Raw genomic sequence first — 24,207 nt, forward strand, 5'->3', positions numbered from 1 at the left:
CTAGCCAGGATTTCAGGCAGACTCGAGCAGCCGGCGGGCGATCACCTGCGCCTGGATCTCCGCAGCGCCCTCGAAGATCGAGAGGATGCGCGCGTCGCACAGGATCCGGCTCACCGGGTACTCGAGCGCGAAGCCGTTGCCGCCGTGGATCTGGAGGGCGTTGTCGGCCGCCGCCCAGGCGACGCGGGCGCCGAGCAGCTTCGCCATCCCGGCCTCCAGGTCGCAGCGCTTGCCCTCGTCCTTCTCGCGGGCCGAGAAGTAGGTGAGCTGGCGGGCGATGTTGATCTCCACCGCCATCATGGCGAGCTTGTCGGCCACCCGCGGGAAGTTCACCAGCGCCTTGCCGAACTGGACCCGCTCCTCGGCGTAGCGCAGGCCGACGTCGAGCGCCGACTGGGCGACGCCGATGGCGCGGGCCGCGGTCTGGATGCGGGCCGACTCGAAGGTCTGCATCAGCTGGGCGAAGCCCTTGCCCTCGACCTCGCCGAGCAGGTTGCCGCCCGGCACCTCGAAGCCCTCGAAGGCGAGCTCGTACTCCTTCATGCCGCGGTAGCCGAGCACCTCGATCTCGCCGCCCGACAGGCCCTGGACCGGGAAGGGATCCTCATCCGTGCCGCGGGGCTTCTCGGCGATCAGCATGGAGAGGCCCTTGTGGCCCTTCTCCTCGGGCTTGGTGCGCACCAGCACCGTCATGATGTCGGCGCGGACCGGGTGGGTGATCCAGGTCTTGTTGCCGGTGATCTTCCAGACGTCGCCCTCCTTCACCGCGCGGGTGCGCAGGCTCGCGAGGTCGGAACCGGTGTTCGGCTCGGTGAAGACGGCGGTGGGCAGGATGTCGCCGGAGGCGATCTTCGGCAGGAAGCGCTGCTTCTGCTCCTCGGTGCCGCCGCACAGGATCAGCTCCGCGGCGATCTCCGAGCGGGTGCCCAGCGAGCCGACGCCGATATAGGCGCGGGACAGCTCCTCCGAGACCACGCACATGGCGGTCTTCGGCAGGCCCATGCCGCCGTACTCCTCGGGGATCGTCAGGCCGAAGACGCCGAGTTCGGCCATCTTCTGCACGATCTCCATCGGGATGTAGGCGTTCTTCAGGTGCCACTCGTGCGCCTGATCGACCACCTCGGCCTTGCCGAAGCGGCGCATCTCGGAGCGGATCGCCTCCATGTCCTCGTCGAGGCCCGAGGCGCCGACGGTCGCCGAGCCGCCGCCGTCGCGCATCAGCGCCACCAGGGCGGCGCGGTTCTCGGGGGTGTTGCCCTCGGCGATCAGAGTCTCGACCGCGTCCGTGCGGTACGGGGCCACCTCCTTGGCGGAGAGGCCGAGCGACCCGATGACGCGGACCATCTCGCCCTGGCTCATCGGGATGCCGGAGAACAGCTGGTCGAGATACTCGCCGGCGCCGATCCGGACGAGGAGCGCCTCGGTCTCGCCGAACCGGCCCTCCCCTTGCAGGCGCTCGGCGTAGCCGCCGAGCTCGTTCACCGCCTCCGCGTAGGTCGCGAGCCACGCGAGCCCGTGGGCGGCGTGCTGCTGGCCCTCGAGCTTGGCCGCGTCGATCCGCCCGTCCGTCCCGAGGATCCGCGTGCGGACCCGGCGCGTGGCCTCGGCGGCCAGCGCCTTCGCGCTCTCACCGGCGGCCTTGGTGAGGGCCACGAGATCCTGCGGCTCGGTCTGGATGGCGGGGGATGCGGACATGGTTCTCTGCTCGCGTGGCGTCTTCTTGGATCGGGTCTTTTAACCTGCCGCGGTCCGGAGCCGAAGCAGATTTCGTTTGTCTCGCCTTGAACTGAAGTTGAATACCGGGGCTGGCGGGCCGGCGCGCAGCCCTGCGAAGTCAAGGCCTGACCGGCGCGGCGACGCGCGACGCTCCGGACACTGATGATCGTGCCTTCAGCCTACCGAAACCTGCTCGCCGGACGGCCCCGGCTCAGCGCCTCTGCTCGCACCGAGTCTTCAGGTAGGACCCGTCCTCGCCCTTGAAGCCGGCATTGGCCGCCAGGACCGGACCCTGGACGAGGCATTCCTGGAGCGTGTGGGCCGGGCCCGTCACCACGTCGATAGCGGTCTCGCGCGAGCAGTCCGGGGCCTGGACGGAGGCGGCGCAGATGAGGGCGACGACGATGATCTGGTTCATGGGGCCTCCCGTGCGGGCCCGGCTCACGAGACGGCGGGCGGCGTCTACCGAAAGATGGACCGCCCGACCTTGTTCCCTCGGTCCGGCCGCCCCGACGTGGCGCCGATGTCGCGCCGAGCTCGCCGCGCCGTCACACCAGCCCGGCGAGATCCGCACCGGCCTCGATCCGGTCGGGGGCGGGCACGCGGCCCTCGCCCAGCAGGTGGAGGAACGCCGTGAAGGCGGGGTTGCGGCCGATGCTGCAGGCGGCCACCGCGCGGTTGTCGCGGACGTAGTAGGCGATGAAGTCGAGCGCCGCCGGGTCGCCCTGCAGGATGATCCGCTCGAAATCCGGCGCGTAGCCGCCGTAATCCAGGCGCTTGTCGCCCTGGTTGCTCCAGAAGAACGGCGCCCCCGCGAAGGCGCCGGTGGCGCCGAGCATCGCCCGGGCGACGTGCGTGCCGTGCTGCTGCGCCAGCCGCCAGTGCTCGATCCGCGCCGTGACGCCGCTGCCGCGCTCCGGGAAGGCCGCGATGTCGCCCGCGACCCAGACGTTGTCGGCGAGCTTCAGGTCGGCGCCGACCGGGAGGCCGCCGGACTCGTCCGGCTCCACCCCGGCGACGATCCCGGTCTCCGGCGCGGCGCCGGCGCCGATCAGCACGAGGTCGGCCGGAAGCCGCGCGCCGTCCTCGGTCTCGACGGCCTCGACGGAGCCGGTGCCGGCGATCCGCGCGACCGTGCCGGTCACGAAGGTCACGCCGTTGCCGGCGTGGTAGCGCTTCAGCGCCGCGCCCACGGCCTCGCCGAAGCGCTTGGCGAAGGGGACCTCCTCCCGGGACAGGACCGTCACCGACAGGCCGCGCTTGGTCAGGAAGGCCGCGGCCTCCAGGCCGATGAAGCCCGCGCCGATCACCACCACGCGCGTCGCCCGTTCCGCCGCGGCGCTGAGGCGCACCGCGTCGTCGAGGCTGCGCAGGGTCATGACGCCGTCGAGATCCCTTCCCTCAAAGTCCGGCACCACGGCGCGGCTGCCGGTGGCGATCAGCAGCGCGTCGCCGGTGAGTGTGCGCCCGTCCGCCAGCGCGACGCTGCGGCCGGCCGGGTCGATCCGGGTCGCCTCGGCCTCGACCCGCTCGACCCGGTGGGCGGCGGCGAAATCCGGCTCCAGCAGGGTCTTCTCGGCCGGGGTGGGCTTGGCCAGGAACTGCTTGGACAGCTTCGTCCGGTCGTAGGGCGGGTGGCCCTCGCGGCCGACCAGGGTGATCGCCCCCGCGAAGCCCTCGCGCCGGAGCGTGGTGACGCAGGCGGCGGCGGCCGCACCGGTGCCGACGATCAGGACCGTCCCGACCGGGGTCTCGGCCTCTCGCCTCGGGGCCGGCTCGGGCGTCAGCGTCGCCACCGCCTCGCCGCCCTCGATCCGGACGGGATAGCGAGTCAGCGCCTCCAGCGCCGGCGGCTCCTCCACGCCGCCGTCGGCGACCGCGAAGGCCGCCTTGTGCCAGGGGCAGTAGAGCCGGCCGCCGCAGATCTCGCCCTTGGCCAGCGGCGCGCCGAGATGCGGGCACTTCGCCTGGAAGGCGCGCACCCCGTCGGCGTCGCGCACGAACAGCACCGCGTCGTCGCCCGCGGCCCCCTCGCCCTTGCCCTCGGCCTTGCCGCCGAGAGGGATCGCGTCGAGGGCGAGGCGGATCTCGCGGGGCTTGTCCTGGTTCATCCTCGCCTCGCGCGCTGCCGGCCCGGGCCGATCCGGCCCGCGCGCACCAAACCGCGAGGGCGCGAAGGGTTTCCGCGCCTTCCGTCGCAGGGGTCGCGGCCTCGGCGGCGACCGCCCGCGGCCATCTCAGCCGCGGCTCGCCACCGCCACGCCGAGGGCGGCAAGCGCCATGCCGGCGCCCTGCACGGGGGTCAGCACCTCGCCGAACAGCAGGTAGCCGAGGACGGCCGCGACCGGCGGCACGAGGAAGAACAGGGCGGCGACGCCCGCCACCGCGCCCCGCCGGATCAGCACCAGCAGCAGCAGGATCCCGGCGACCGAGTTGACCAGGACCGCCCAGCCGAGGCCGAGCCACAGGGCCGGCGCCGGATCGAACGCGCCGCCGCCGAAGGCGAGCGCCAGCGGGATGGCGCAGGCCATGCCGCCGACGAACTGGAGGGTCGCGCCGGCCAGGAGATCGACCTGGCCGCCGGTGCGCTTCTGCCAGAGCGTGCCGAGGGTCAGCGCCAGCACCCCCAGGAGGCTGACGGCCAGCGCCGCCGGCGGGATCCCGGACGGGTCCGTGGCGCCGAGCTTCGGGGCGAGCACGAGGCCGGTGCCGACAAAGCCCATGAGGATCCCGAGCGCCCGCCGGCCGCTGACGCGCTCGCCCAGCAGCGGCTGCGCCAGGAGCGCGGTGAGCAGCGGCTGGAGGCTGCCGACGAGCGCCGCGATGCCGGCCGGCAGCCCGTGGCTCACCGCCCAGAAGACGCCCGACAGGTAGACGCCCTGCATCAGGAAGCCCGCGACGACCGGGTCGCGCCACCCCGCCCGGTCCGCCGGCCAGCGCACCCGGGCGGCCGCGGCGATCAGGGCCAGCACCAGGGCGACGGCCGTGAAGCGGATTGCGGTGAAGGCCAGCGGATCGACGTGCGGCACGACCGCCCGGGCCGAGATGAAGCCCGTGGCCCAGATCGGGATGAACAGCGCCGGGAGAGCGCCGGACGCGAGCGTCGACGGACGGGAGAGCGTAGGCATGGCCGCCGGACGGAGCATGCCGGCGCGCCCGGCGCAACGGTGATCTCGCCGCCCGGGCGGGGCGCGGTCCCGACCGGCCGGCGGCGTGGCGCGGACGCGTCACCGGCCGCCGATCGGGACCGGAGCGCGCCGGCGGCGTTGACGCGCGGGTGCCGGCGCCGTTCATCGGCGGACCTCTCCCGGAGAGGGCCGCCCCGAGGATCGCGCGATCGAGGATCGTTGGACACCCGTGAAACCCCTCCGCAGCGGATTACAGGTCATGGGCGTCGCCGCGCAGCGCTTCGTCTCCCATGACGGCTGGGCGATCGCGAGCCACATCGCCCTCTCCAGCCTGACCTCGCTGTTCCCGTTCCTGATCCTGCTGGCGGCGCTCGCCGGCCTGTTCGGCACCCAGTCGCTGGCCGACGAGGCCGGGGTGCTGATCTTCGACGCGTGGCCGCGGGAGATCGCCAAGCCGATCGTCGGCGAGGTGCACCGGGTGCTCACCGAGCAGCGCAGCGGCGTGCTGACGCTCGGCGCGCTGTTCGCCCTGTACTTCTCCTCCTCGGGCGTCGAGAGCCTGCGGGTCGGGTTGAACCGGGCCTACGGCCTGCGCGAGAGCCGGCCCTGGTGGCTGACCCGCCTCGAATCGATCGGCTACGTGATCTGCGGCGCCTTCGCGATGCTGGCCTTCGCGCTGCTCGTGGTGCTGGGGCCGCTGATCTGGCGCAACGTCGTCCTGGTGGCGCCGGGCCTGGAGCCCCTGAGCCTCACGGTGGCGATCGGGCGGATCGGCGTCACGGCCCTGCTGCTCGCCGTCGTGCTGGTCATCGCCCACAAGTTCGTCGCGGCCGGGCGGCGCTCGATCCTGTCGGTGCTGCCGGGGATCGGGGTGACGCTGCTCCTGTGGTTCTTCGCCGGCCTCGGCTTCGGCTACTACCTCGACCGATTCTCCAACGCCTACGCGTCGACCTACGGGGGGCTGGCCACCGCGATGGTGTTCCTGGTCTTCCTCTACTGGCTCGCCGCCATGTTCCTGTTCGGCGGCGAGATCAACGGCACGGTGATCGCCGCCCGCCGCGCCCGCCTGCAGGCGAAGATGCTGGCGCGCCGGGCCGAGATGGAGGGCCGCAGGTCCGGGACGGGCGCCCCGGGACCGGGCGCCTGATCCCGGAGCGTCCCGGTCGCACCCCACCGTCTCCCGCGCGGGAGAGGGGTTCGCGCCCGGACCCGACGACGCGGTGCGCCCGGCGGCGCCTCACGCCGCCAGCGCCAGCCCCTCGTCTTCCTCCGCCTGGGCCGCCATGAACTGCGCCCGGGCGAGCTCGGCGAACCTGCCGTCCTGCGCGACCAGGTCGTCGAAGGTGCCGGCCTCGACGATCCGGCCCTCGTGGAACACCAGGATGCGGTCGGCGTCGCGGATCGTCGCGAGGCGGTGGGCGATGACGAAGGTGGTCCGCCCCTCCATCACGGTCTCCAAGGCGCCCTGGAGCTTGCGCTCGGTGGCGGCGTCCAGCGCCGAGGTCGCCTCGTCGAGGATCAGGATCGGCGGGTTCTTCAGGAGGGCCCGGGCGATCGACAGCCGCTGGCGCTCGCCGCCCGAGAGCGACCGGCCGCGCTCGCCGATCACCGTGTCGAGCCCGTCGGCCTGGCGCGCCATGAAGGCGCTGGCCTGGGCGCGCTCCAGCGCGTCGAGCATCTCGGCGTCGGTGGCGTCGGGGCAGCCGACCTGCAGGTTCTCGCGGATCGAGCGGGCGAACAGCATGGGCTCCTGGAACACCACGCCGATGTTGTGGCGCAGCGAGGCGAGGCCGACGTCGCGGATGTCCATGCCGTCGATCCGGATCGCGCCGGAGGCCGGGTCGAAGCTGCGGTGCAGGAGGCCGAGCGTCGTCGACTTGCCCGAGCCGGTGGTCCCGACCAGCGCGATCGTCTCGCCGGGCTTGGCGGTGAACGAGACCCCGTCGAGCGCCTGGCGCCTTCCGTCGTACGAGAAGGCGACGTCCTCGAAGCTGACCGCGCCCTCGAAGCGGGCGACCTGCCGGGCGTGCGGCCGGTCGGCCACCGCCGGGACGGTGTCGTAGATCTCGAAGAACTCGGCGATCTTCGGCGCCTGCTGGAACAGGCCGTTGACGAAGCCGACCACGTGGTCGAGCCGGGCCACGAAGGCGGTGGCGAGGCTCATGAAGGCCACGACCTCGCCCACCGTGGTGGTGCCGGCCTGGTAGAGCCAGATGCCGGTGACGAAGATCGCCGTCATGGTGATGGTCGCGGAGGCGCGGGTCGCCACGTTGGCGAGCGCCCACCAGGACAGGACCGGGATCTGAGCGGCGAGCAGGTTGGTGATGATGCCGCGCATCGCCTCCTTCTCGGCCTTGGCGCGGGTGAAGGACTGGATCACCGCGACGTTGCCGAGGGCGTCCGAGGCGTGGGCGGCCAGCCCCGAGTTGAATTCCTCGACCTGGCCCTGGAGCGCCTCGGTCCGGCGCATCACGAAGGTGGTGAGCGCCGTGAAGGCCAGCACCAGCACCACCAGGATCGCGCCGAGCTGCCAGTTGATGAACAGGGTCATCGGCAGGAGCACGCCGAGCGAGACCAGGGCGACGAGGTGATCGCGGAAGAAGCCGAGCCACAGCCACGCCATGCCGTTCGTGCCCTCCAGCATCGCCTTCAGGACGCGGCCGGAATGGTTGGCCGAGTGGAAGGCGAGCGGCAGGTCGAGGACGTGCTCGAAGTAGCTCGCCATCGACGACAGCCGGTTGCGGTGCGCGAGCCGGTCGGAGTGGAGCGCGATGAACACGCCCGCCGCGATGGTGAAGAAGCCGAACGCCACCCAGGCGGCGAGCAGGGGCAGCATCGTGCCCATGGCGTCGCCGCCGCGCTTGAGATGGGTCAGCTGGTCGATGATCCGGCCCATCAGCAGGGGCTCGGCGAAGGCCGCGATCGCCAGGACCACGTTGGTGACGGCCAGGCCTATCGCCAGCCGCCGCTCCGCCTTCAGAAATCCCAGGACCCGCCCGTACAGACGAACCATCGTACCGCTCCGCCACCCCTGGCGCGGCCCGTGTGACCCGGGTCTCACGCCTTCACCGAGGAGGTCCGCGCGGCCGGCATGCGTGCCGGATCCGCGTCAAACCCCTCGTACGAAACGGGTATGCCAGCGCCTGCCTGAACGGGCGATGACGGGCCGATACAGGTTCGAAACAGTCGCCTTTACGGTTGCTTCAGCAAAGTTTCCCGAAGCTTAGCGCGGAGCCGCCGCGCCCGGGGCGCGCGGGCGGTGCCCGACGGCTCGGCGGCGTCGACGCGGCGTTCATGATCGGCGGCGTCCGGCTGTCCGGATGACCGATTCGCCTCCCGCCGGCGAGGCCCCCTCCATGCCGGCCGACCGGCGGGGTGCCGCTACTTCGCGGTGAGCAGCGCCCAGTAGACCTTGTACTTCGAGCCCGGGGCGTAGGCAGTGGCGATCCCCATCCGGGTCGCCCCGGGCGCCAGCATGGTGGCGTCGTGGGGCGGGCTCTCGCGCCAGCCCGAGAAGGCCTCGGCCAGGGTGTGGTAGCCCGCCGAGAGGTTGGCGTTGACGCTCGCGTAGCCGAGCCGCTCGACGGCGGCCTTGACGGTCTGGGCCCGGCTCGGCCGGTCGGCGAGCGCCATGGCGGCCGCCTCGGCCTCGGCGAGGCGCTGCAGTTCGGGATCGACCGTCAGCGGCGGCGCGCCGCGGTTGCGGCGGTAGGACGAGATCATGTCGCGGGCCGCCTCGACGTCGACATGCGCGCTGTTGCTGGCGAGCGGCAGGTAGATGCTCGGCAGCCCGGCGCTGCTCGGCGGCTGGGCGGCGCAGCCGCCGAGAAGCGCCGCCGCCAGCGCGGCCGGACCGACCATCCGGGCCCCGGTCCTGATCCGGGCGAGCCCGCGCCCCGCATGTCGACCGTCCCGATCGCGTCTCGTCACGTTTCACTCATCCCTGCGACGGCCCCACCGCCCAGCCGCCATATAGGGGCTGCCGCTCGGCCGCGCATCGGACAGTTAGGGCTTCCTCAAAGGCCCTCCGTCTAAAATTGCACACCGATGACGACCGCGCGTTCCCTGACCCCGGTGGATCCACCCCGCGACCGACCCGTCGGCGGGTGCGCGGACCCGTCGGCAGCGTCTGAGGCGGCGTTGGAGGCCGCGGCCGCGCGCGCCCTCCAGCGGACGATCCTCCGCCAGCAGGCCGGCCTGCTGGCGCGGCAGGAGCGTGCCCTGGCGGCCGCCGGGATGGGCCTCTGGTCCTGCCGCCTGCGCGACGGCGCCCTCGACTGGTCCAGGGGCGTCCACGACCTGTTCGGCGTCCCCCGTGGCGCAGCGCTGCATCGGCCTCGGATCCTGGACCTCTACGAGCCGACCTCGCGGCGCCTGCTGGAGGCGCTCCGGCACCGGGCGATCGCCGGGAGCGGCGCCTTCGTGCTCGACGCCGAGATCCAGGCCGGGGGCCGGCGGCGCTGGATCCGGATCCGCGCCGCGGTCGAGGCCGAGGACGGGCGCCCCGCCCGCCTGTTCGGAACCAAGCAGGACGTGACGGAGGAGATCGCCCGGCTGGCCGAGCTGAGCCGGCGCGCCGAGCGCGACCCGCTCACCGGGCTGGCGAACCGCCGCGGATTCGAAGCGCGGTTCGAGGCCGGGACGGACGGCGCCGGTCCGGATCCCCTCGCCGCCCTGCTGCTGATCGACCTCGACGGGTTCAAGCCGGTCAACGACGTCCACGGCCACGCGGCCGGCGACCTGTGCCTCCGGCGCTCGGCCGCGCGGCTCGCCGCCGTCTGCCGGGACGCGGCCCTCGTGGCCCGCATCGGCGGCGACGAGTTCGCCGTGCTTCTGCGGGCGCCCGTCGACCCGCTCGCGCTGGTGGAGCGCGGCCGGCGCGTCGTCGCCGCCCTGAGCCGGCCGATCCCATATCGCGGCCGGGAGTTGCAGATCGGCGCCTCCGTGGGGATCGCGGTGGGAGACGCCGCGGGGATGTCCAGCGGGCGCGGGGGCCGCGCCCGGCTGTTCGACCGGGCGGACGCGGCGCTCTACGCCGCCAAGGACGCGGGCGGGAACGCCGTCCGGATCGCCCTCGGCGGCGGCCGGTCAGGCACCGGCGCTGCGCAGCCCGCGGTCGCGCTGGGGGCGGGCTGATTCGCCGCCTTCGGGAACCGCGGCCGGCTGGATGAAGCGGCTGGCGATCTCGCCCATGGCGCTCTGCATCGTGTCGAGGCCCTGCACGGTGACGATGCTGGAGCCGGGCCCGAGCGGCGGGATGAAGCCCGCCTCCGAGAGGGTCGCGAACACCGAGAAGTTCAGGTCGGTCACCACCTTCTGGCCGAGGCTCACGTCCACGATCCAGACGAGCAGCTCGAATTCCAGGAACGGGTCGCCGATCTTCTTGAACACCACCCGGGGCGGGGGCTCCTTCAGGATGTCGGAGTGGCTCTGCGCGCAGGCCGTGATCATCTCGGCGGCGCGCACCGGGTCCTGGTTGCGCAGGACGCTGACCGTGATGCTGACGCGCCCGGTCCGGTCGCCCCGCACCCGGTTCTTCACCACCCCGGAAATCAGGTTCGAGTTCGGCACGATCACGGCCGAGCGGTCGAAGGTCTGGATCTCGGTGGAGCGCACCGAGATCCGCTTCACGATGCCCTCGGAATCGCCGATCACCACCTGGTCGCCGACCCGGATCGGGCGCTCCCACAGGAGCAGCAGGCCGGAGACGAAATTGTTGACGATCGACTGGAGGCCGAAACCGATACCGACCGACAGGGCGCCGGCCACGATGGTGAGCTTCTCCAGGCTCAGGCCGAGATACGAGAAGGCGAGCGCCAGCGCGATCAGGAAGCCGCAATAGCCCGCCACCGTGGTGATCGAGTTGCGCAGGCCCGCGTCGAGGTCGGTGGCCGGCAGGTAGGTGTTCTCCAGCCAGCGCTGCACCCCGCGGGTGATGAACACGCCGACCACCAGGATGCCGATCCCGAAGGCGATGCTCGAGAGCGAGATCGTGACGTCGCCGACCTTGAAGCCGAAGAAGGCCTGCCGGACCGACGAGACGATGTCGGTGGAATCGAGCCCCCAGGGCGCCAGCACGAGGACCGCCGCCGCCAGGAACAGGATGAGCCGGGTCGCGCCGGTCGTCAGGACCGAGATCTGGTTGAGCGAGCGCTTGCGCAGGCCGGTATTGGCCTGGAGCGTGGTGGCGAGCCGCGTCTCGTCGCTGAGGGCGCGGCCGACGAAGATATCGACGCTCTGGACCAGCAGGTAGAGCAGCACGAGGACGGCCGCGTCCCAGATCAGCTGGTCGATCAGGAAGGCCGCGAAGGCCACGTAGCCCACCAGCGCGCCGAGCCCGATCAGCGCCACCGCGGCCCAGCCCAGGAGCCGCGCCGGTCCGCCGATGCCCGTCGTGGTCTTGGTCGGCACGTAGGGGCCGAAGCAGGCCTCCTCCTCCTGCTCGGTGTCGGCGAAGCGGTGGAGGCCGACCGCGAGGATCAGCGCGGTGGCGACCGCCCCGATGCCCCGCGTGGCGATGGAGATCGGCAGGGCCGCCGAGATCCCGGAATTCAGGGCCTCGACGGACTTCACCACGGTGATCACCGTGGCGATGCCGACGGCGAGCCGGGTCAGGCGCGTGGCCGCCGCGTCGCTCACCGGGGCGGGCCGCCAGGCCGGCTTCTCGGGGCTGAGCAGCCCGTCGCACAGGGCCTCCACGAAGGCGATGAAGGCCAGCCCTCCGAGGATCGCGGCGGCGACCGGCAGGAGCCGGGACGGCAGCAGGTTGGTGGAATCGAGGGCGTAGTAGACCGCGTAGGATCCGGCCACCGCCGGCACCGTGCCGAGCAGGATCACCCGCCAGGCGGCGAGCATCACGGCGCGCCGCGACGGGTCGGTCTTGGTGGCATCCCGGCGGGCGCCCTTGGGGGCGATGTTGCGCCGGCCGAAATACAGCGCCACCGAGATCCCGAAGGCGAGCCCCAGGAACAGCAGGTTGGCGAGGTTGCCGTTGCGGGAAAACAGCAGCCCGATATCCGACACGGCGCTCTGCAGGGCGCGCGTGTCCCTGGGGACGTCGCCCATCACCTTGGTCCAGAGACCGGGGCCGACCAGCGGCTGGGAGCGCTGGAGCAGGTCGCGGGTGAACGATTCGCGGCGGCGATTCGAGACACGGTCGACGATCTGGTCGCCCTGCACCACCAGGGAGCGGGCGAGGCGCTGGGTCTCGTCGATGCGGGTGACGGCGGCCTCGCGCTCGGCGCGCTCGGCGGCGACGTCGGCGCTCTCCTGGGTATCCTTGGGTTTCGGCCCGAGCTGAGCCAGGCGCTCGCGCGCGGCCTCCAGCGGCGCGTCGAGCCGGGTGACCAGGGTGCGGATCTCGTCGGTGACCGTCACGGCGCTGTCGCGGATGGCGGTGAGGTCGGCCACCGTCAGCTCCGTGTGGCCGAGCTGCTTCTCGCGGGCGTCGAGCTCGGTCTTGGCGGCGTCGAGCTTGGCTCGGACCTTCTTGAACTGCTCGGGAACCTCGGCCTTGGCGGCCGGCGGGGGCGCGGGCTTCGCGTCGGGCGCCTTCGCGTCGGGCGCCCTGCCGTCCGCGGGCTTGGCGTCGGGCGCGGCCTTGGTGTCGGCGGACTTGTGATCAGCGGGCTTCTGATCGGAAGACTTGGCGGCGGGCGCCGGATCCTGGGCGAAGGCCGGCAGGGTCAGGGCCGCCGGGGTTGCGAACACCAGCGCGGCGAGCAGGGCGAGTGCGCGGGACGGGCGCGGCGCGCCCTCCGGCTTCCGGGTCCGCGCTGGGATACGATGCATGAGCAACCTCTCGTCGGGCGCGCGGCGGCCGGCCGGAGTCCGGCATCGGCGAATCGGCGGCGATCGGGGACCGGGCGGGCCTCCTGGCGGCCGGGCGCTCTGGGCGAGCAATAGGGCGAAACCGTGCCGCTGCCCACCCCGGGCCGGATCCCGCGCCGGGTCCCACCCCCGCGAGCCCGCTGTGGGTGCGTCCCCGGGGCTCATCCGGAAAAGCTTCACAAGGGTGTCACGCTGGGATTAGATGAACACCTGATGGACAGGGCCTTTTCGTTGCTACGCGAAAGGGCGCGGCCGGTGGCGATACCGGCCCGGCCCGGCCGCGTTCCGGATGCTACCGCATCGACCGGCGCCCCCGCGCGCCGGCCCGCCGCCCTGTTGTTCCCTCCGTCTCTCCCGTCAAGCCGTCGCTCCGCGCGCCGGCCCGTCCTGTATCGGCCCCGGGCCGGTTCGGACGGGCCGGCGGGGCGGCGGCATGGTCCCGCGCGTCCCACGCGCCAGAGCTAGTCCGAAGAGTCGCGCCGATGATGGATCTCCAAACCCTCGTCCTCAACGCGGATTATCGGCCGCTCTCGTACAATCCGCTCTCCCTCTGGTCGTGGAAGGACGCCTTCACGGCCCTGTTCCTCGACCGCGTCACCCTGGTGGCGAGCTACGACGTCGAGGCGCGCTCGCCCTCGCGCGCCCTGCGGGTGCCGAGCGTCGTGGCGCTGAAGAACTACGTGGCGCTGGCCCGCAGCCCGGCCTTCACCCGCTACAACATCTACCTGCGCGACGGTTTCAGCTGCCAGTATTGCGGCCTGCGGCTGCCCTCGGGCGGCCTGACCTTCGACCACGTGGTGCCGCGCTCCCGGGGCGGCCTGTCGAGCTGGGAGAACGTCGTGGCGGCCTGCTCGCCCTGCAACCTGCGCAAGGCCAACCGCACGCCGGACGAGGCGGACATGCCGCTGATGACCGAGCCGCGGCGGCCGACGCGCTACGAGCTGCACCACCGGCAGCCCGAGTTCGACCACCGTCAGTACCATCACACCTGGCTCGACTACCTGTACTGGGACAGCGAGCTGGAGAGCTGACAGCTGAGCGGAGGCCTCACCAGGCCGGCTCGCGGCGGGGCGGCTCGTTGTACATCGGGACGTTGTGGTTGCGCGGCAGGTAGCCCCGCACCAGCACGGGCGGGGGGACGGCGGGAACGGCCGGCACCGGCCTCACCCGGACGATCCGGCGCGTCGGGTGATGCGCCCCGCGGCGCTCCGCGAAGGCCGGTCCGTGGGCGAGCACGAGACCAGCGAGCAACGCGGTGCGCGACGCCAGGGGCCACAGCCTCGAGGGACGGTCAGTCATTGTCAGGATCCGGCCGGCGCGGGGGAATGATCAGAACTTGAGGGCCGCACCGCCGCGGACGGTATTCAGCTCCGCCTTGTGACCGTTGAAGTCCTGGAACCGCACGTACTGGTACTCGCCGCGCACCAGGATGTTCGGCGTGATAGCGTATTCCAGGCCGAAGCCGAGGGCGACGCCGCCGATGGTCTTGGTCCGGGCATTCGCGGTCAGCGTCGTCGGCGCGTACGGGACGGTCTGGACGCCCTGCCCGGTCGGCGTCGAGTTGTTGAGCGGGAAGTTCGGATTGAAGCTCGCGTAGCCGTGATTGTAGACGGCCACGGGCTGCCCAGTGGTCAGGGCCTGGTTCGCCGCGTAGGTGGTGGCGCTGTAGCCGTAATTCTGAACCGCCACGGTGTCGTTGATAGTCACGCGGCCGATCGCGGCGCCGGCGGTGACGTAGGGGAGCAGATTGCCGAACGCGTAGCCGGCCCGGCCCCGGATGGTACCGTAATCCTCGATCCGCGTGTTCGAGGTTCCGGACAGATTCACGTCTTCGGAGACACCTCCGGCGGTCGTCACGTTACGACCGATGCGGTTGGTCGACCAGCTTCTCTGATCCGTGTGCGTGTAGTCGGCCTCGATGCCGAGGACGATATCGTCGAATTGCACGTTGTATCCGGCGAAGGCACCGAAGCTCGCCCCGTGGGTTCGCGTGCCCGGCAATGACAGAATTTTAGAGACGCTGAATTCAGTCTCGATGTCGCGATAGCCGAAGTAATTCGCCAGCGTGGACTGCATCGCGTTGCGCTGCGACAGGCCGCCCGACGTGAAGCCGCCGTGGCCGCCGACATACACGCCGCTCCAGTCGACCACCGGGGCCGGGACCGGGTCGTAATCCGCGCCGCGCAGGTAATCGTAATCCAGATCCGCGGCGCGCGCGGTGTTCACGCCGCAGAGACCGAGAACCGCCAGCAGCGGGAAAGTGACGGTACGCATCGGGATCGTCCTGGGACGGAAGAGACGGACGGCGGATCGAGCCTCGACACGGTGATACACCGGTAACCTTAATTCTCCGTTGCTCGACTGCGATAGGTCAGTCCCGATCCGGGGATGCCAGTCCCGGGACGTCGTGGCGGTTATTGGGTCGGGCAAGGACGGGCTGAGGACAGGCCGAGAACCGGACCTGTCGCGACGGGGCGCCGAAACGCGAGACGGCGCGGAGACCCTCCGCGCCGTCGTCGTCCGTCAAGGGGATCGCGGTCGAGGCGCGATCAGTACTTGCGCACCAGCGGGCCGGGGATGGGCTCCGGCATCAAGGGCGGCAGCGGGGCCGCCACGAAGCCGCCGAGGTAGTAGCGCAGGCCGATCTTCACGTCGTGCGCCTCGATGTCCTTGATCTTGATCGCCTGCAGGCTGCCGGTGCAGCACGGGACGAAGCCCGGGCCGGTCTCGGCCTTGCCGAGGTTCAGGTAGCGGTAGGCGAGTTCGATCTTCAGCGCGTCGGTCACGTTGTAGGCGAGACCGGCGTGGAGCGCCCAGGCGAAGCTGCCGCTGGTCTTGTCCTTGTAGAACTTGCTGCCGCTGTTGGTGTTGTAGACCGGATTGCCGTTCGGGTCGTAGACCGGGGCGTACGGGATGCAGCCGCAGCCGGCATTGGTGTAATCGTACGCGTAGGTCGGGCTGGTGAACTGCTGGTTGGTCGAGTAGCTCGAGACGTGGTTGAACGCGTAGCCGACGCCGCCGCCGATGAACGGCGTGATGCCGTACCACGTGCCGAGGTCGAAATAGGCGTTGGCCAGCACCACCGCGGAGTCGAAGTTGCCGCTCGACTTGTTCACGCCGTACGAGCCGAGCCCGTTGTCGAAATCCGGACCCTTGTAGTACTCGCTGCCGCGCAGGCCGGTGGAGTAGCGGTACTCACCGGTGATGTCGCCGCGCAGGAACGGGGTGAACTGGTAGCCGACGCCGACGCCCGCGAAACCGCCGCCGCCGACCGCGTTGCCGAAGGCGCGGTTGGACTCGGCGTAGCCGGTGTAGTCGTAGGCGTCGCTGTAGCGCGGACGGGTGTAGATGCTCGCGCCCACGTCGCCGCGCAGGTACCAGCCGCCGCCGACCTCGATCGGCGGGGGCGGCGGGGGCGGGGGCGGTGGGAGCATCAGATCCGCGGCCGCGGCGAGGCAGGGCGCACCGACGCTCGCCGCGAGCGTCAGGCTACGCACCAAAGCGTTCAGCTTGGAGCGGGCCATGAGGATTCCTTCACTGGACTCGTGAGCCGGACGCGCGGCGCGCGGTCCCGGGGTACGAGGGCAGGATGGAAGGAACGTCTTAAATCCGGCTTAACGTTAAATGTTAGGCTTGCGCATCCGTTGCCGAACTGTCGAAGCGGGTATCCGGGCGAGACTTGCTTGTTTCCGCCGCGTCGCGCCGCCGGGGTCGGCGCAGTTCTTCTGTCGAGGCAGGGCCGCATGGGCGACCCGATCATGATCGCCCGGGCGCCCGGGCGGCGCGGGGAGTGAAGCCTCATGGGACCCGACGACGTGCGCCTCCTGGCGCTGATGCTGCCCGAGGCGGTGGCGGGCGCCCACAGCGGCAATCCGGATTTCCGGGTCGGCGGCCGGGTCTTCGCGACCCTCTGGGTCGAGGAGGCGCGGGTCGTGCTGCGCCTCGCGCCCGCCGATCAGGCCGCCCTCTGCGAGGCCGAGCCGGACCTGTTCGCGCCGCTCGACGGCGCCTGGGGGCGGCGGGGCTGGACCAATCTCGACCTCGACCCGTGCGCGGAGGAGATTCTGCGGGCGGCGCTGCTGGCGGCGTGGCGGATGACCGCACCCGCGGAGCTGCGCGCCGCCTACGCCGATCTGGGCTGACTCGGGCTGCCCCCTCCGGAGTCGAGCCGCGCCCCTCCGGGGCTCCGGCCTCAGGCCGCCGCGCGGGTGACGGCGTCGACCACCTCGTCGACCACCGCGTTGACGAGGCCGCGGTCGTCGCCCTCGGCCATGACGCGGATCACCGGCTCGGTGCCCGACGGGCGGATCACGAGGCGGCCGGCATTGCCGAGCCGCTCGCGGGCGTGCTCGATGGCGCTGACCACGCTGTCCTCGCGCAGGGGCTCGCCGCTCCGGTAGCGGACGTTCTTGAGGATCTGCGGCAGCGGGTCGAAGCAGTGGCAGACCTCGCTCACGGGCCGGTTCTGCCGCTGCACCACGCTCAGCAGCTGCAGGGCGGCCACGAGGCCGTCGCCGGTGGTCGTGTAGTCCGACATGATGATGTGGCCGGACTGCTCGCCGCCGAGGTTGTAGCCGTGCGCCCGCATGTGCTCGAGGACGTAGCGGTCCCCCACCGCCGTGCGGGCCAGGGTCAGGCCGAGCCCGCCGAGGAAGCGCTCCAGGCCGAGATTCGACATGATCGTCGCCACCACGCCCGGCTGCGTCAGGCGCTCGTCCTCCTTCCAGGAGCGCGCCACGACGGCCATGAGCTGGTCGCCGTCGACCACCTGGCCCTTCTCGTCCACGATCAGCACCCGGTCGGCGTCGCCGTCCAGCGCGATGCCGATATCGGCCCGGCGCTCGCGCACCATGTCGATCAGGGCCGCGGGCGCGGTCGAGCCGACATCCCGGTTGATGTTGAACCCGTCCGGCTCGGTGCCGATGGCGATCACCTCGGCGCCGAGTTCCCACAGGGTCTCGGGAGCGACCCGGTAGGCCGCGCCGTTGGCGCAGTCGACCACGACCCGCAGCCCGTCCAGCGTCACCTGCCGCGGCAGGGTCCGCTTGGCGAACTCGATGTAGCGGGCGTGCACGCTCTCGATGCGCTTGGCCCGGCCGAGGTCGTTCGAGCCGGAGAGGCGCTTGTGCATGTCGGCGTCGATCAGCCCCTCGATCTCGTGCTCGATCGCGTCGTTGAGCTTGAAGCCGTCGGGCCCGAACAGCTTGATGCCGTTGTCCTCGAACGGGTTGTGCGAGGCCGAGATCATCACGCCGAGATCGGCCCGCATCGAGCGGGTCAGCATCGCCACGGCCGGCGTCGGCACCGGCCCGAGCAGGAGCACGTCCATGCCCACCGAGGTGAAGCCGGCGACGAGCGCGGTCTCGATCATGTAGCCCGAGAGGCGGGTGTCCTTGCCGATCACCACCCGGTGGCGGTGGTCGCCGCGCTGGAACACGAGGCCGGCGGCCTGACCGACCTTGAGGGCGAGCTCCGGCGTGATCACGCCGTTGGCCCGGCCCCGGATGCCGTCGGTTCCGAAATACTTGCGCACCATCACGTCTCCGGCGCCCGGTCTCGCGGACCCGGCACAGCTTAGCAGATTATCGCGCCCGCCGGCGGCTCACCGGCCGGCAGAGTCAACGGGGTGCTCCCCGACAAAGGCGGTCGAAATGGGGCGCCCGGCGCGCTGCAGGAGCCGCGGCGCCGAGGCCGAGACCAGCGCGAGGCCCGAGAGGGTCAGCAGGCCGAGCACGAGCCGGCGGAAAGCGACCTCGCTGAGGCCGAGATAGATCCGGGTGCCGAGCAGCGTCGGGACCAGCATCGCCGGCAGGACCACCGCCAGGATCGGCAGCGTCGCCCGGGTGACGAGCCCCGCGGCGAGGTAGGTCGCCAGGGTGACGCTGAGCATCGCGAGGTTGAAGTTCTGGATCACCGAGCGCTGCACGTCGCGCTCGTAGCGGCGCAGGGTGCACCAGAGGGTCGGCAGCACGCCCGTGAAGCCGCCGAGCCCGCCCATCATCCCGCCGCCGAGGCCCACCGCGGCGTCGGCGAGCCGGCCGCCGGCCGCGATCCGCGGCAGGTTCCGGGCGAACAGCATGGCCGGGCACCAGACGATCAGCAGCAGGCCGAGGAGCGTCTTGAACCAGTCGGCGTCGAGCCGCGGCAGCAGCAGGACGCCGAGGGGGATGCCGGCGAGGCCGCCGAGGACGAAGGGCGCGAGGCGCCCAGTCTCGAACCCGCGCCGGACCGAGACCGCCGCGATGACCTGGCCCGTGAAGGCGCCGGAGACGGCCAGCACGGCGGCGAGCTGCGGGTCGATCACCCAGGCCCAGAACGACAGGGCCGTGAGGCCGAAGCCGAAGCCCGACAGGCCCTGGACGAAGCCGGCGACGACGGCGCCGAGGGCGACGACGAGATAGGTCGAGACCGGCATCGGGGGTTTCGCGGCGGCCTGTGGAAGGGACCTGTGTTTCCGATTCGGCGGAGTCCGCCGAGCCTCCGGCCAAGCTGACGCGCGCGATCCGCCGACAGGAGGGCCGGTTTGTCACGGGAGACGCGGCGACGATCACGCGTCGCCGGCGAACGCCGCCGCTGATGAGGGAGCGCGACGCGGCCCCGCGCGCGGTCCTGACAGCGTCCTGAAAGCGCGCCGAATCCGCACGCGCGTCGAAGGAGGCCGCACGGAACGAAAAAGGGCGCCTCGCGGCGCCCCCTTCGCTCGTCCGATTCCGCGACCTCAGGCCTGCGGCTGCGGCTCCAGGCCGCCGTCGCTCTCCTTCGGCCGGCCGCGGCCCGCCGAGGGGACCGAGGAGCCCCGGGCCGGGGTCGGCGGCACGTCGCCGCCGTCGCGGATCGGGGGCTGGCCCTTGAGCAGGTTGCGGATCTCCTCGCCCGAGAGGGTCTCGTACTCGAGGAGCCCCTGCGCCAGCGCCTCCAGGTCGTCCTTGTGCTCGGCCAGGATGCGGCGCGCCTCCTCCAGGCCGGTCTCCACGAGGCGGCGAACCTCGGCGTCGATCTTCTGGGCGGTCGATTCCGAGACCGATTGCTGCCGGCCCATCGACATGCCGAGGAAGACCTCGTCGTTGTTGTCGCCGTACGCGACGGTGCCGAGCTCGGGGCTGAAGCCCCAGCGGGTCACCATCATCTTGGCGAGCCGCGTTGCCTGCTCGATGTCGGACTGCGCGCCCGAGGTCACCTTCTCGCGCCCGAAGATCATCTCCTCGGCGATGCGGCCGCCCATCATGATCGCCAGCCGCGAGGTCATCTGCTCGAAGCTCATGGAGAGCTTGTCGCGCTCGGGCAGCTGCATGACCATGCCCAGCGCCCGACCGCGCGGGATGATGGTCGCCTTGTGCACCGGGTCGGTGGCCGGGACGTTCAGCGCCACGATGGCGTGGCCGCCCTCGTGGTAGGCGGTGAGCCGCTTCTCGTCCTCGGTCATCACGAGGGTGCGCCGCTCGGCGCCCATCATGACCTTGTCCTTGGCGTCCTCGAACTCGTGCATCGTCACGATGCGTTTTCCGCGTCGAGCGGCGAGGAGCGCCGATTCGTTGACGAGGTTCATCAGGTCGGCGCCCGAGAAGCCCGGGGTGCCGCGCGCGATGGTCTTGAGGTCGACGTCGGGGGCCAGCGGCACCTTGCGGACGTGGACGCGCAGGATGCGCTCGCGGCCGGTGACGTCCGGGTTCGGCACCATGATCTGGCGGTCGAAGCGGCCGGGCCGCAGCAGGGCCGGGTCGAGCACGTCGGGGCGGTTGGTCGCCGCGATGATGATGACGCCCTCGTTGGCCTCGAATCCGTCCATCTCCACGAGGAGCTGGTTGAGGGTCTGCTCGCGCTCGTCGTTGCCGCCGCCGAGGCCGGCGCCGCGGTGGCGGCCGACCGCGTCGATCTCGTCGATGAAGATGATGCAGGGCGCGTTCTTCTTGGCCTGCTCGAACATGTCGCGCACGCGGCTGGCGCCGACGCCCACGAACATCTCGACGAAGTCGGAACCCGAGATGGTGAAGAACGGCACGTTGGCCTCGCCCGCGACCGCCCGGGCGATCAGGGTCTTACCGGTGCCGGGCGGGCCGACGAGCAGCACGCCGCGCGGGATCCGGCCGCCGAGCCGCTGGAACTTCTGCGGGTCGCGCAGGAACTCGACGATCTCTTGGAGATCCTCCTTCGCCTCCTCGACGCCGGCGACGTCATCGAACGACACGCGGCCGTGGGCCTCGTTCAGGAGCTTGGCCTTCGACTTGCCGAAGCCCATGGCGCGGCCGGCGCCGGACTGCATCTGGCGCGAGAGGAAGATCCAGGCGCCGATGAAGACGAGGATCGGCAGCCAGCTCACTAGCAGCTGGATGAACCACGGAGTGTTGTCGGACGGCGGGCGGGCGGTGATCTGCACGCCCTTGCCCTGGAGCTTGGAGACCAGGCTCGGATCGTTGGGCGCGTAGCTCGTGAAGTTGCCGCCACCCACGTAGGTGCCGGACACGTCCTGCCCGGAGATCACCACCGACTGGATCTTGCCGGCATCGGCGTCGTTCAGGAGCTGGCTGTAGGCGATCTCGCTGCCGCCGCCCCGGTGACCCGGGTTCTGGAACAGGGTGACGAGGGCCAGCACCAGCAGGAAGATGACGACCCACAAGGCAAAGTTGCGAAAATTCGGGTTCATCGATCAATCCCTGGCGCGTGCGACCCCCAGGACGGACCCGCCACGCGGCTATTCCGATCCATCCGTGCACACCCCGCCAATGTAGGCGGGGGGCTCCCCCTTGCCAAGTAAGTCGGGAGACCCTGCGGCGAGGGCAGCACCTGCGGGCCCGTGCCGGCGTGGCGGAGCCGGGACGAGGCTCACGCCCCCGCCCGCGTCGACGTTGACGAGGAACCCCGCCAGGGTGCGGCGGACCGGCTCCCGGCGGCGCAGGGCCGGCAGGAGCGATTCGAGGACGAGGGTCTCGAGGCGCGCGAGTCGGCGCGGCGCCGCGCCGGCCCGGGCCAGGGCGAGATCCAGGCAGCGCAGGGCCACGGCGTCCGGCAGGGCCGCCAGGGCGCGCCCGTCGAGGCGCAGGCCCGCGCCCGTCTCCGACCCGGGCCGGAGCGCCCCGTCGAGGGCCTGCTCGGCCGCGCCCCGGAGTGCGGCCTCGTCGCGGGCGGCGCGCTCGGCGAGCCGGGCGAGGCGCGCCCGGGTCAGGCCCTCGCGCTCCAGGGCCGGCCAGGCCGCGCGCAGGCGGCCGCGGGCGAAGCGCGGATCGCCGTTGGCGGGATCGCGCAGATACCCGATGCCGCGCGCCGCGCACCACGCCTCCAGGCTCGCCTTCGGCAGGTACAGGAACGGGCGCCCGAGGGCGAGGCCGGGACCGAGGTCCCGCTCGGCGCGCATGCCGGCGAGCCCCGCGGGGCCGCTGCCGGCCGCGAGCCGGATCAGCACCGTCTCGGCCTGGTCATCCCGCGTGTGGCCCGTCAGCACGAGCCCGGCGCCGACCGCCCCGGCATGGGCGGCGAGGAGTGCGTAGCGGGCGGTGCGGGCCGCGTCCTGCAGGCCGGTGCCGGGCTTCGCGCCCGCCCAGGGCAGGGTCGCGTGGGGCAGGCCGAGCGCCCGGGCGGCGCGGCCGACGCCCTCGGCCTCCGCGCCGGATTCCGACCGCAGGCCGTGATCGACGGTCGCCACGCGCAGGGACGCGCCGGTCGCGTCGCGCAGGCGCGCGGCGGCGTGCATCAGGGCGCTCGAATCGGGACCGCCCGAGACGGCGAGGAGCACGCCCCGCCCGCCGCGCGCGGCCCGGTCGAGCCAGGGGCGGAGGGCGCCGAGGACCGGGTCGCCCGGGTCGCCCGAGTCTCCCAAGTCGCTCAGAGCGCCCGAGACGCTCAGGCGCCGCAGCGGGCGCGCTTCTGCTCGCGGGCGACGCCCTGGCGGACGCCGGTGCCGGCATTCGGGAACTTCCGGTCCAGCTCGGCCAGGGTCGCGCAGGCCTGCTCGCGGGCGCCGAGCGCGTTGAGCGTGACGCCGAGCTTCAGCATGGCGTCGGGGGCCTGGGCGGAGCGGGCGTAGTCGGTGGAGACCTTCAGGAACTGCTCGGCGGCCTCGCGGTTGCGGCCGCGGGCGAGGTAGCTCTCGCCGAGCCAGTAGGTCGCGCCGGCGACCCGGTTGTCGCGCGGGTGCGACTGGATGAACTGGCGCAGGCCCATCTCGGCCTGCTCGTACTGCTTGGCGCGGTACAGCTCGACCGCGGCGTCGAAATCGGCGGCCGGATCGCCGGTCCGGGTCGCCGCCACGCTCTCGGCGGGCCGCGCCGGGATCGCCCCGGTGCGGGCCAGCGGCCGCAGGTCCACGGGCTCGTCGTAGCCGGAGGTCCCGGCCTCCGCGTCGTCCTCGCCGGACTCGTTGAGCGCGCCCTGGGGCAGGCGCTGCGGCCGGGGCGCCGCCTCGGCGGCCTCCTCGGCCTCGCGGGGCGGCAGCGGCGCGGAGGGCTGCGTGCTGCCGAGCTGCATCGGGGCGCCCGGGGCGCCGGGGGCCTGCGACGGGTCGAAGGCGTCGCCGCGCTTCCCGGGGCGGCCGGCGCCCGGATTGCCGCCGTTGACGGGCCCCGACGGCGCGGGCGCGGCCGAGGGTTTGCCGCCCTTGCCCTCGTTCAGGCGGTACTCGACGTCCTCCTGGAACTTGCGCAGCTGCTCCTTGAGCTGGCGGTTCTCGTACTGGAGGGTCTCGATCTGTCCCGCCATCATCCGGGACTGGTTCTCGATGCGGCCGAGGCGCACCACCAGTTCCGAGGCGTCCTGCGCGGCGGCCGGGTGGCCGAGGAGCGCGGCACCGAGGGCGGTGGCGAGGGCGAGGCGGGTGCGAAGGTGGGCGGGCATGGTTCGGCTGCGGTCCGGTGTCGGCGCGAGGCCCTAACAGATGCGCCGCACCGCGGCAAAACTGCGGCGCGGAGGCGGCCGCATGCCGCCTCCGGACTCGTTCGCGCGGCGGCCTACGCGCCGGCGCCGCGGTCGAGGACGATCACCGCGCGGCGGTTCTGCGACCAGCAGGAGATGTCGTTGCACACCGCCACCGGCCGCTCCTTGCCGTACGACACGGTCCGCATCCGGCTCGCCGCGATGCCGCGGGTGGCGAGGTAGTCGTTCACCGCCTGGGCCCGGCGGGCGCCGAGGGAGAAGTTGTACTCGCGAGTGCCGCGCTCGTCGGCGTGGCCCTCGATGATGAAGGTGTAGCGCGGGTAGCGCTGCAGCCACGCGGCCTGCTTGTCGAGAGTCGCGGTCGCAGTCGGCGTCAGGTCGGTCGAGTCCGACTCGAAGAAGACCCGGTCGCCGATATTGACGACGAAGTCCTGCGCGCTGCCCGGTGTGGCGGCGCCCGCCCCGAAGGCGGAGGCGTCGGCGAGGTCCTTGTCGTTGCTGCAGGCGCCCAGGCCGAGGGCGGCCACGAGTGCGAGGCCGAGGGCGGCGGCGCGGAAACGCTGGGGCATGGTCTGAAAAACTCCTCGAGCGGTGCCGAAGGCCGGCTGCTGGTCTTCGAGGCGGGTCCGCGTAATCCTGGCGCCGTTGGTAGGCGGGGTTGGTTAAGCGA

Annotated in this window: 20 protein-coding genes; 4 read left to right on the plus strand and 16 right to left on the minus strand. The window is 72.2% G+C overall.

The window, feature by feature from the left end:
- Positions 1 to 12 precede the first annotated feature (12 nt).
- The 4 genes from ACX9MN_RS25705 to ACX9MN_RS25720 all read right to left on the minus strand — a co-directional run bounded on the left by ACX9MN_RS25705 (position 13) and on the right by ACX9MN_RS25720 (position 4,862).
- Positions 13 to 1,695 (minus strand): acyl-CoA dehydrogenase family protein, encoded by a 1,683-nt coding sequence (locus tag ACX9MN_RS25705; protein ID WP_489725810.1) that lies wholly within the window; start codon positions 1,693 to 1,695, stop codon positions 13 to 15.
- A gap of 232 nt (positions 1,696 to 1,927) precedes the next feature.
- Positions 1,928 to 2,134: a hypothetical protein gene (locus ACX9MN_RS25710; RefSeq protein ID WP_012321270.1), complete on the minus strand. Its 207-nt coding sequence runs from the start codon at positions 2,132 to 2,134 to the stop codon at positions 1,928 to 1,930.
- Between the two features lie 130 nt (positions 2,135 to 2,264).
- Positions 2,265 to 3,827 carry an FAD-dependent oxidoreductase gene (locus ACX9MN_RS25715; protein WP_489725811.1) on the minus strand — a complete coding sequence of 521 codons (1,563 nt, stop codon included), beginning with the start codon at positions 3,825 to 3,827 and terminating at the stop codon, positions 2,265 to 2,267.
- Between the two features lie 126 nt (positions 3,828 to 3,953).
- Positions 3,954 to 4,862, minus strand: coding sequence for a DMT family transporter (locus ACX9MN_RS25720; RefSeq protein WP_100252508.1), 909 nt, complete (start codon positions 4,860 to 4,862; stop codon positions 3,954 to 3,956).
- Between the two features lie 241 nt (positions 4,863 to 5,103).
- On the opposite strand from ACX9MN_RS25720, the gene ACX9MN_RS25725 reads away from it, so the two are divergent.
- Complete coding sequence (locus ACX9MN_RS25725) at positions 5,104 to 5,991, plus strand: YihY/virulence factor BrkB family protein (RefSeq protein WP_020093999.1); 888 nt, start codon at positions 5,104 to 5,106, stop codon at positions 5,989 to 5,991.
- Between the two features lie 90 nt (positions 5,992 to 6,081).
- On the opposite strand, the gene ACX9MN_RS25730 is transcribed toward ACX9MN_RS25725, so the two are convergent.
- Both ACX9MN_RS25730 and ACX9MN_RS25735 read right to left on the minus strand, forming a co-directional pair.
- Positions 6,082 to 7,857, minus strand: coding sequence for a glucan ABC transporter ATP-binding protein/ permease (locus ACX9MN_RS25730; protein ID WP_489725812.1), 1,776 nt, complete (start codon positions 7,855 to 7,857; stop codon positions 6,082 to 6,084).
- A gap of 368 nt (positions 7,858 to 8,225) precedes the next feature.
- Positions 8,226 to 8,705, minus strand: a complete 480-nt coding sequence (locus ACX9MN_RS25735; protein WP_331297563.1) for a CAP domain-containing protein — start codon at positions 8,703 to 8,705, stop codon at positions 8,226 to 8,228.
- Positions 8,706 to 8,984: 279 nt separating this feature from the next.
- Between ACX9MN_RS25735 and ACX9MN_RS25740 the strand changes: the two genes are divergently transcribed.
- Positions 8,985 to 9,980: a diguanylate cyclase domain-containing protein gene (locus ACX9MN_RS25740; protein ID WP_489725813.1), complete on the plus strand. Its 996-nt coding sequence runs from the start codon at positions 8,985 to 8,987 to the stop codon at positions 9,978 to 9,980.
- Here the strand turns inward: ACX9MN_RS25740 and ACX9MN_RS25745 are convergent.
- Positions 9,933 to 12,635: a DUF3772 domain-containing protein gene (locus tag ACX9MN_RS25745; RefSeq protein ID WP_489725814.1), complete on the minus strand. Its 2,703-nt coding sequence runs from the start codon at positions 12,633 to 12,635 to the stop codon at positions 9,933 to 9,935. The two genes, ACX9MN_RS25740 and ACX9MN_RS25745, sit on opposite strands and share 48 nt — an antisense overlap.
- A gap of 521 nt (positions 12,636 to 13,156) precedes the next feature.
- On the opposite strand from ACX9MN_RS25745, the gene ACX9MN_RS25750 reads away from it, so the two are divergent.
- Entirely contained in the window at positions 13,157 to 13,705 is a 549-nt protein-coding gene (locus ACX9MN_RS25750) for an HNH endonuclease (RefSeq protein ID WP_020094004.1), read from the plus strand.
- Between the two features lie 16 nt (positions 13,706 to 13,721).
- Here the strand turns inward: ACX9MN_RS25750 and ACX9MN_RS25755 are convergent, their stop codons facing one another.
- From ACX9MN_RS25755 to ACX9MN_RS25765, 3 genes are all read right to left on the minus strand, one after another.
- Positions 13,722 to 13,973 carry a hypothetical protein gene (locus ACX9MN_RS25755; protein WP_331297560.1) on the minus strand — a complete coding sequence of 84 codons (252 nt, stop codon included), beginning with the start codon at positions 13,971 to 13,973 and terminating at the stop codon, positions 13,722 to 13,724.
- A gap of 30 nt (positions 13,974 to 14,003) precedes the next feature.
- Positions 14,004 to 14,948: an outer membrane protein gene (locus tag ACX9MN_RS25760; protein WP_489725815.1), complete on the minus strand. Its 945-nt coding sequence runs from the start codon at positions 14,946 to 14,948 to the stop codon at positions 14,004 to 14,006.
- A gap of 275 nt (positions 14,949 to 15,223) precedes the next feature.
- Entirely contained in the window at positions 15,224 to 16,198 is a 975-nt protein-coding gene (locus ACX9MN_RS25765) for an outer membrane protein (protein WP_091978982.1), read from the minus strand.
- A gap of 276 nt (positions 16,199 to 16,474) precedes the next feature.
- On the opposite strand from ACX9MN_RS25765, the gene ACX9MN_RS25770 reads away from it, so the two are divergent.
- Positions 16,475 to 16,816: an MmcQ/YjbR family DNA-binding protein gene (locus ACX9MN_RS25770; RefSeq protein WP_489725816.1), complete on the plus strand. Its 342-nt coding sequence runs from the start codon at positions 16,475 to 16,477 to the stop codon at positions 16,814 to 16,816.
- A gap of 50 nt (positions 16,817 to 16,866) precedes the next feature.
- Here the strand turns inward: ACX9MN_RS25770 and glmM are convergent, their stop codons facing one another.
- The 6 genes from glmM to pal form a co-directional block, all read right to left on the minus strand.
- Positions 16,867 to 18,207, minus strand: a complete 1,341-nt coding sequence (gene glmM, locus ACX9MN_RS25775) for a phosphoglucosamine mutase (RefSeq protein ID WP_026605059.1) — start codon at positions 18,205 to 18,207, stop codon at positions 16,867 to 16,869.
- A gap of 69 nt (positions 18,208 to 18,276) precedes the next feature.
- Positions 18,277 to 19,089, minus strand: a complete 813-nt coding sequence (locus ACX9MN_RS25780; protein WP_489725817.1) for a sulfite exporter TauE/SafE family protein — start codon at positions 19,087 to 19,089, stop codon at positions 18,277 to 18,279.
- A 303-nt stretch (positions 19,090 to 19,392) separates the two neighbouring features.
- Positions 19,393 to 21,315, minus strand: coding sequence for an ATP-dependent zinc metalloprotease FtsH (gene ftsH / locus ACX9MN_RS25785; protein ID WP_012321255.1), 1,923 nt, complete (start codon positions 21,313 to 21,315; stop codon positions 19,393 to 19,395).
- 48 nt (positions 21,316 to 21,363) lie between these two features.
- Positions 21,364 to 22,401, minus strand: coding sequence for a tRNA lysidine(34) synthetase TilS (gene tilS / locus ACX9MN_RS25790; RefSeq protein ID WP_489726358.1), 1,038 nt, complete (start codon positions 22,399 to 22,401; stop codon positions 21,364 to 21,366).
- A 107-nt stretch (positions 22,402 to 22,508) separates the two neighbouring features.
- Complete coding sequence (ybgF, locus tag ACX9MN_RS25795; RefSeq protein WP_489725818.1) at positions 22,509 to 23,498, minus strand: tol-pal system protein YbgF; 990 nt, start codon at positions 23,496 to 23,498, stop codon at positions 22,509 to 22,511.
- Positions 23,499 to 23,611: 113 nt separating this feature from the next.
- Positions 23,612 to 24,106 (minus strand): peptidoglycan-associated lipoprotein Pal, encoded by a 495-nt coding sequence (pal, locus tag ACX9MN_RS25800; RefSeq protein ID WP_012321252.1) that lies wholly within the window; start codon positions 24,104 to 24,106, stop codon positions 23,612 to 23,614.
- Positions 24,107 to 24,207: the final 101 nt, after the last annotated feature.

This window comes from Methylobacterium sp. 1A, assembly GCF_058072805.1.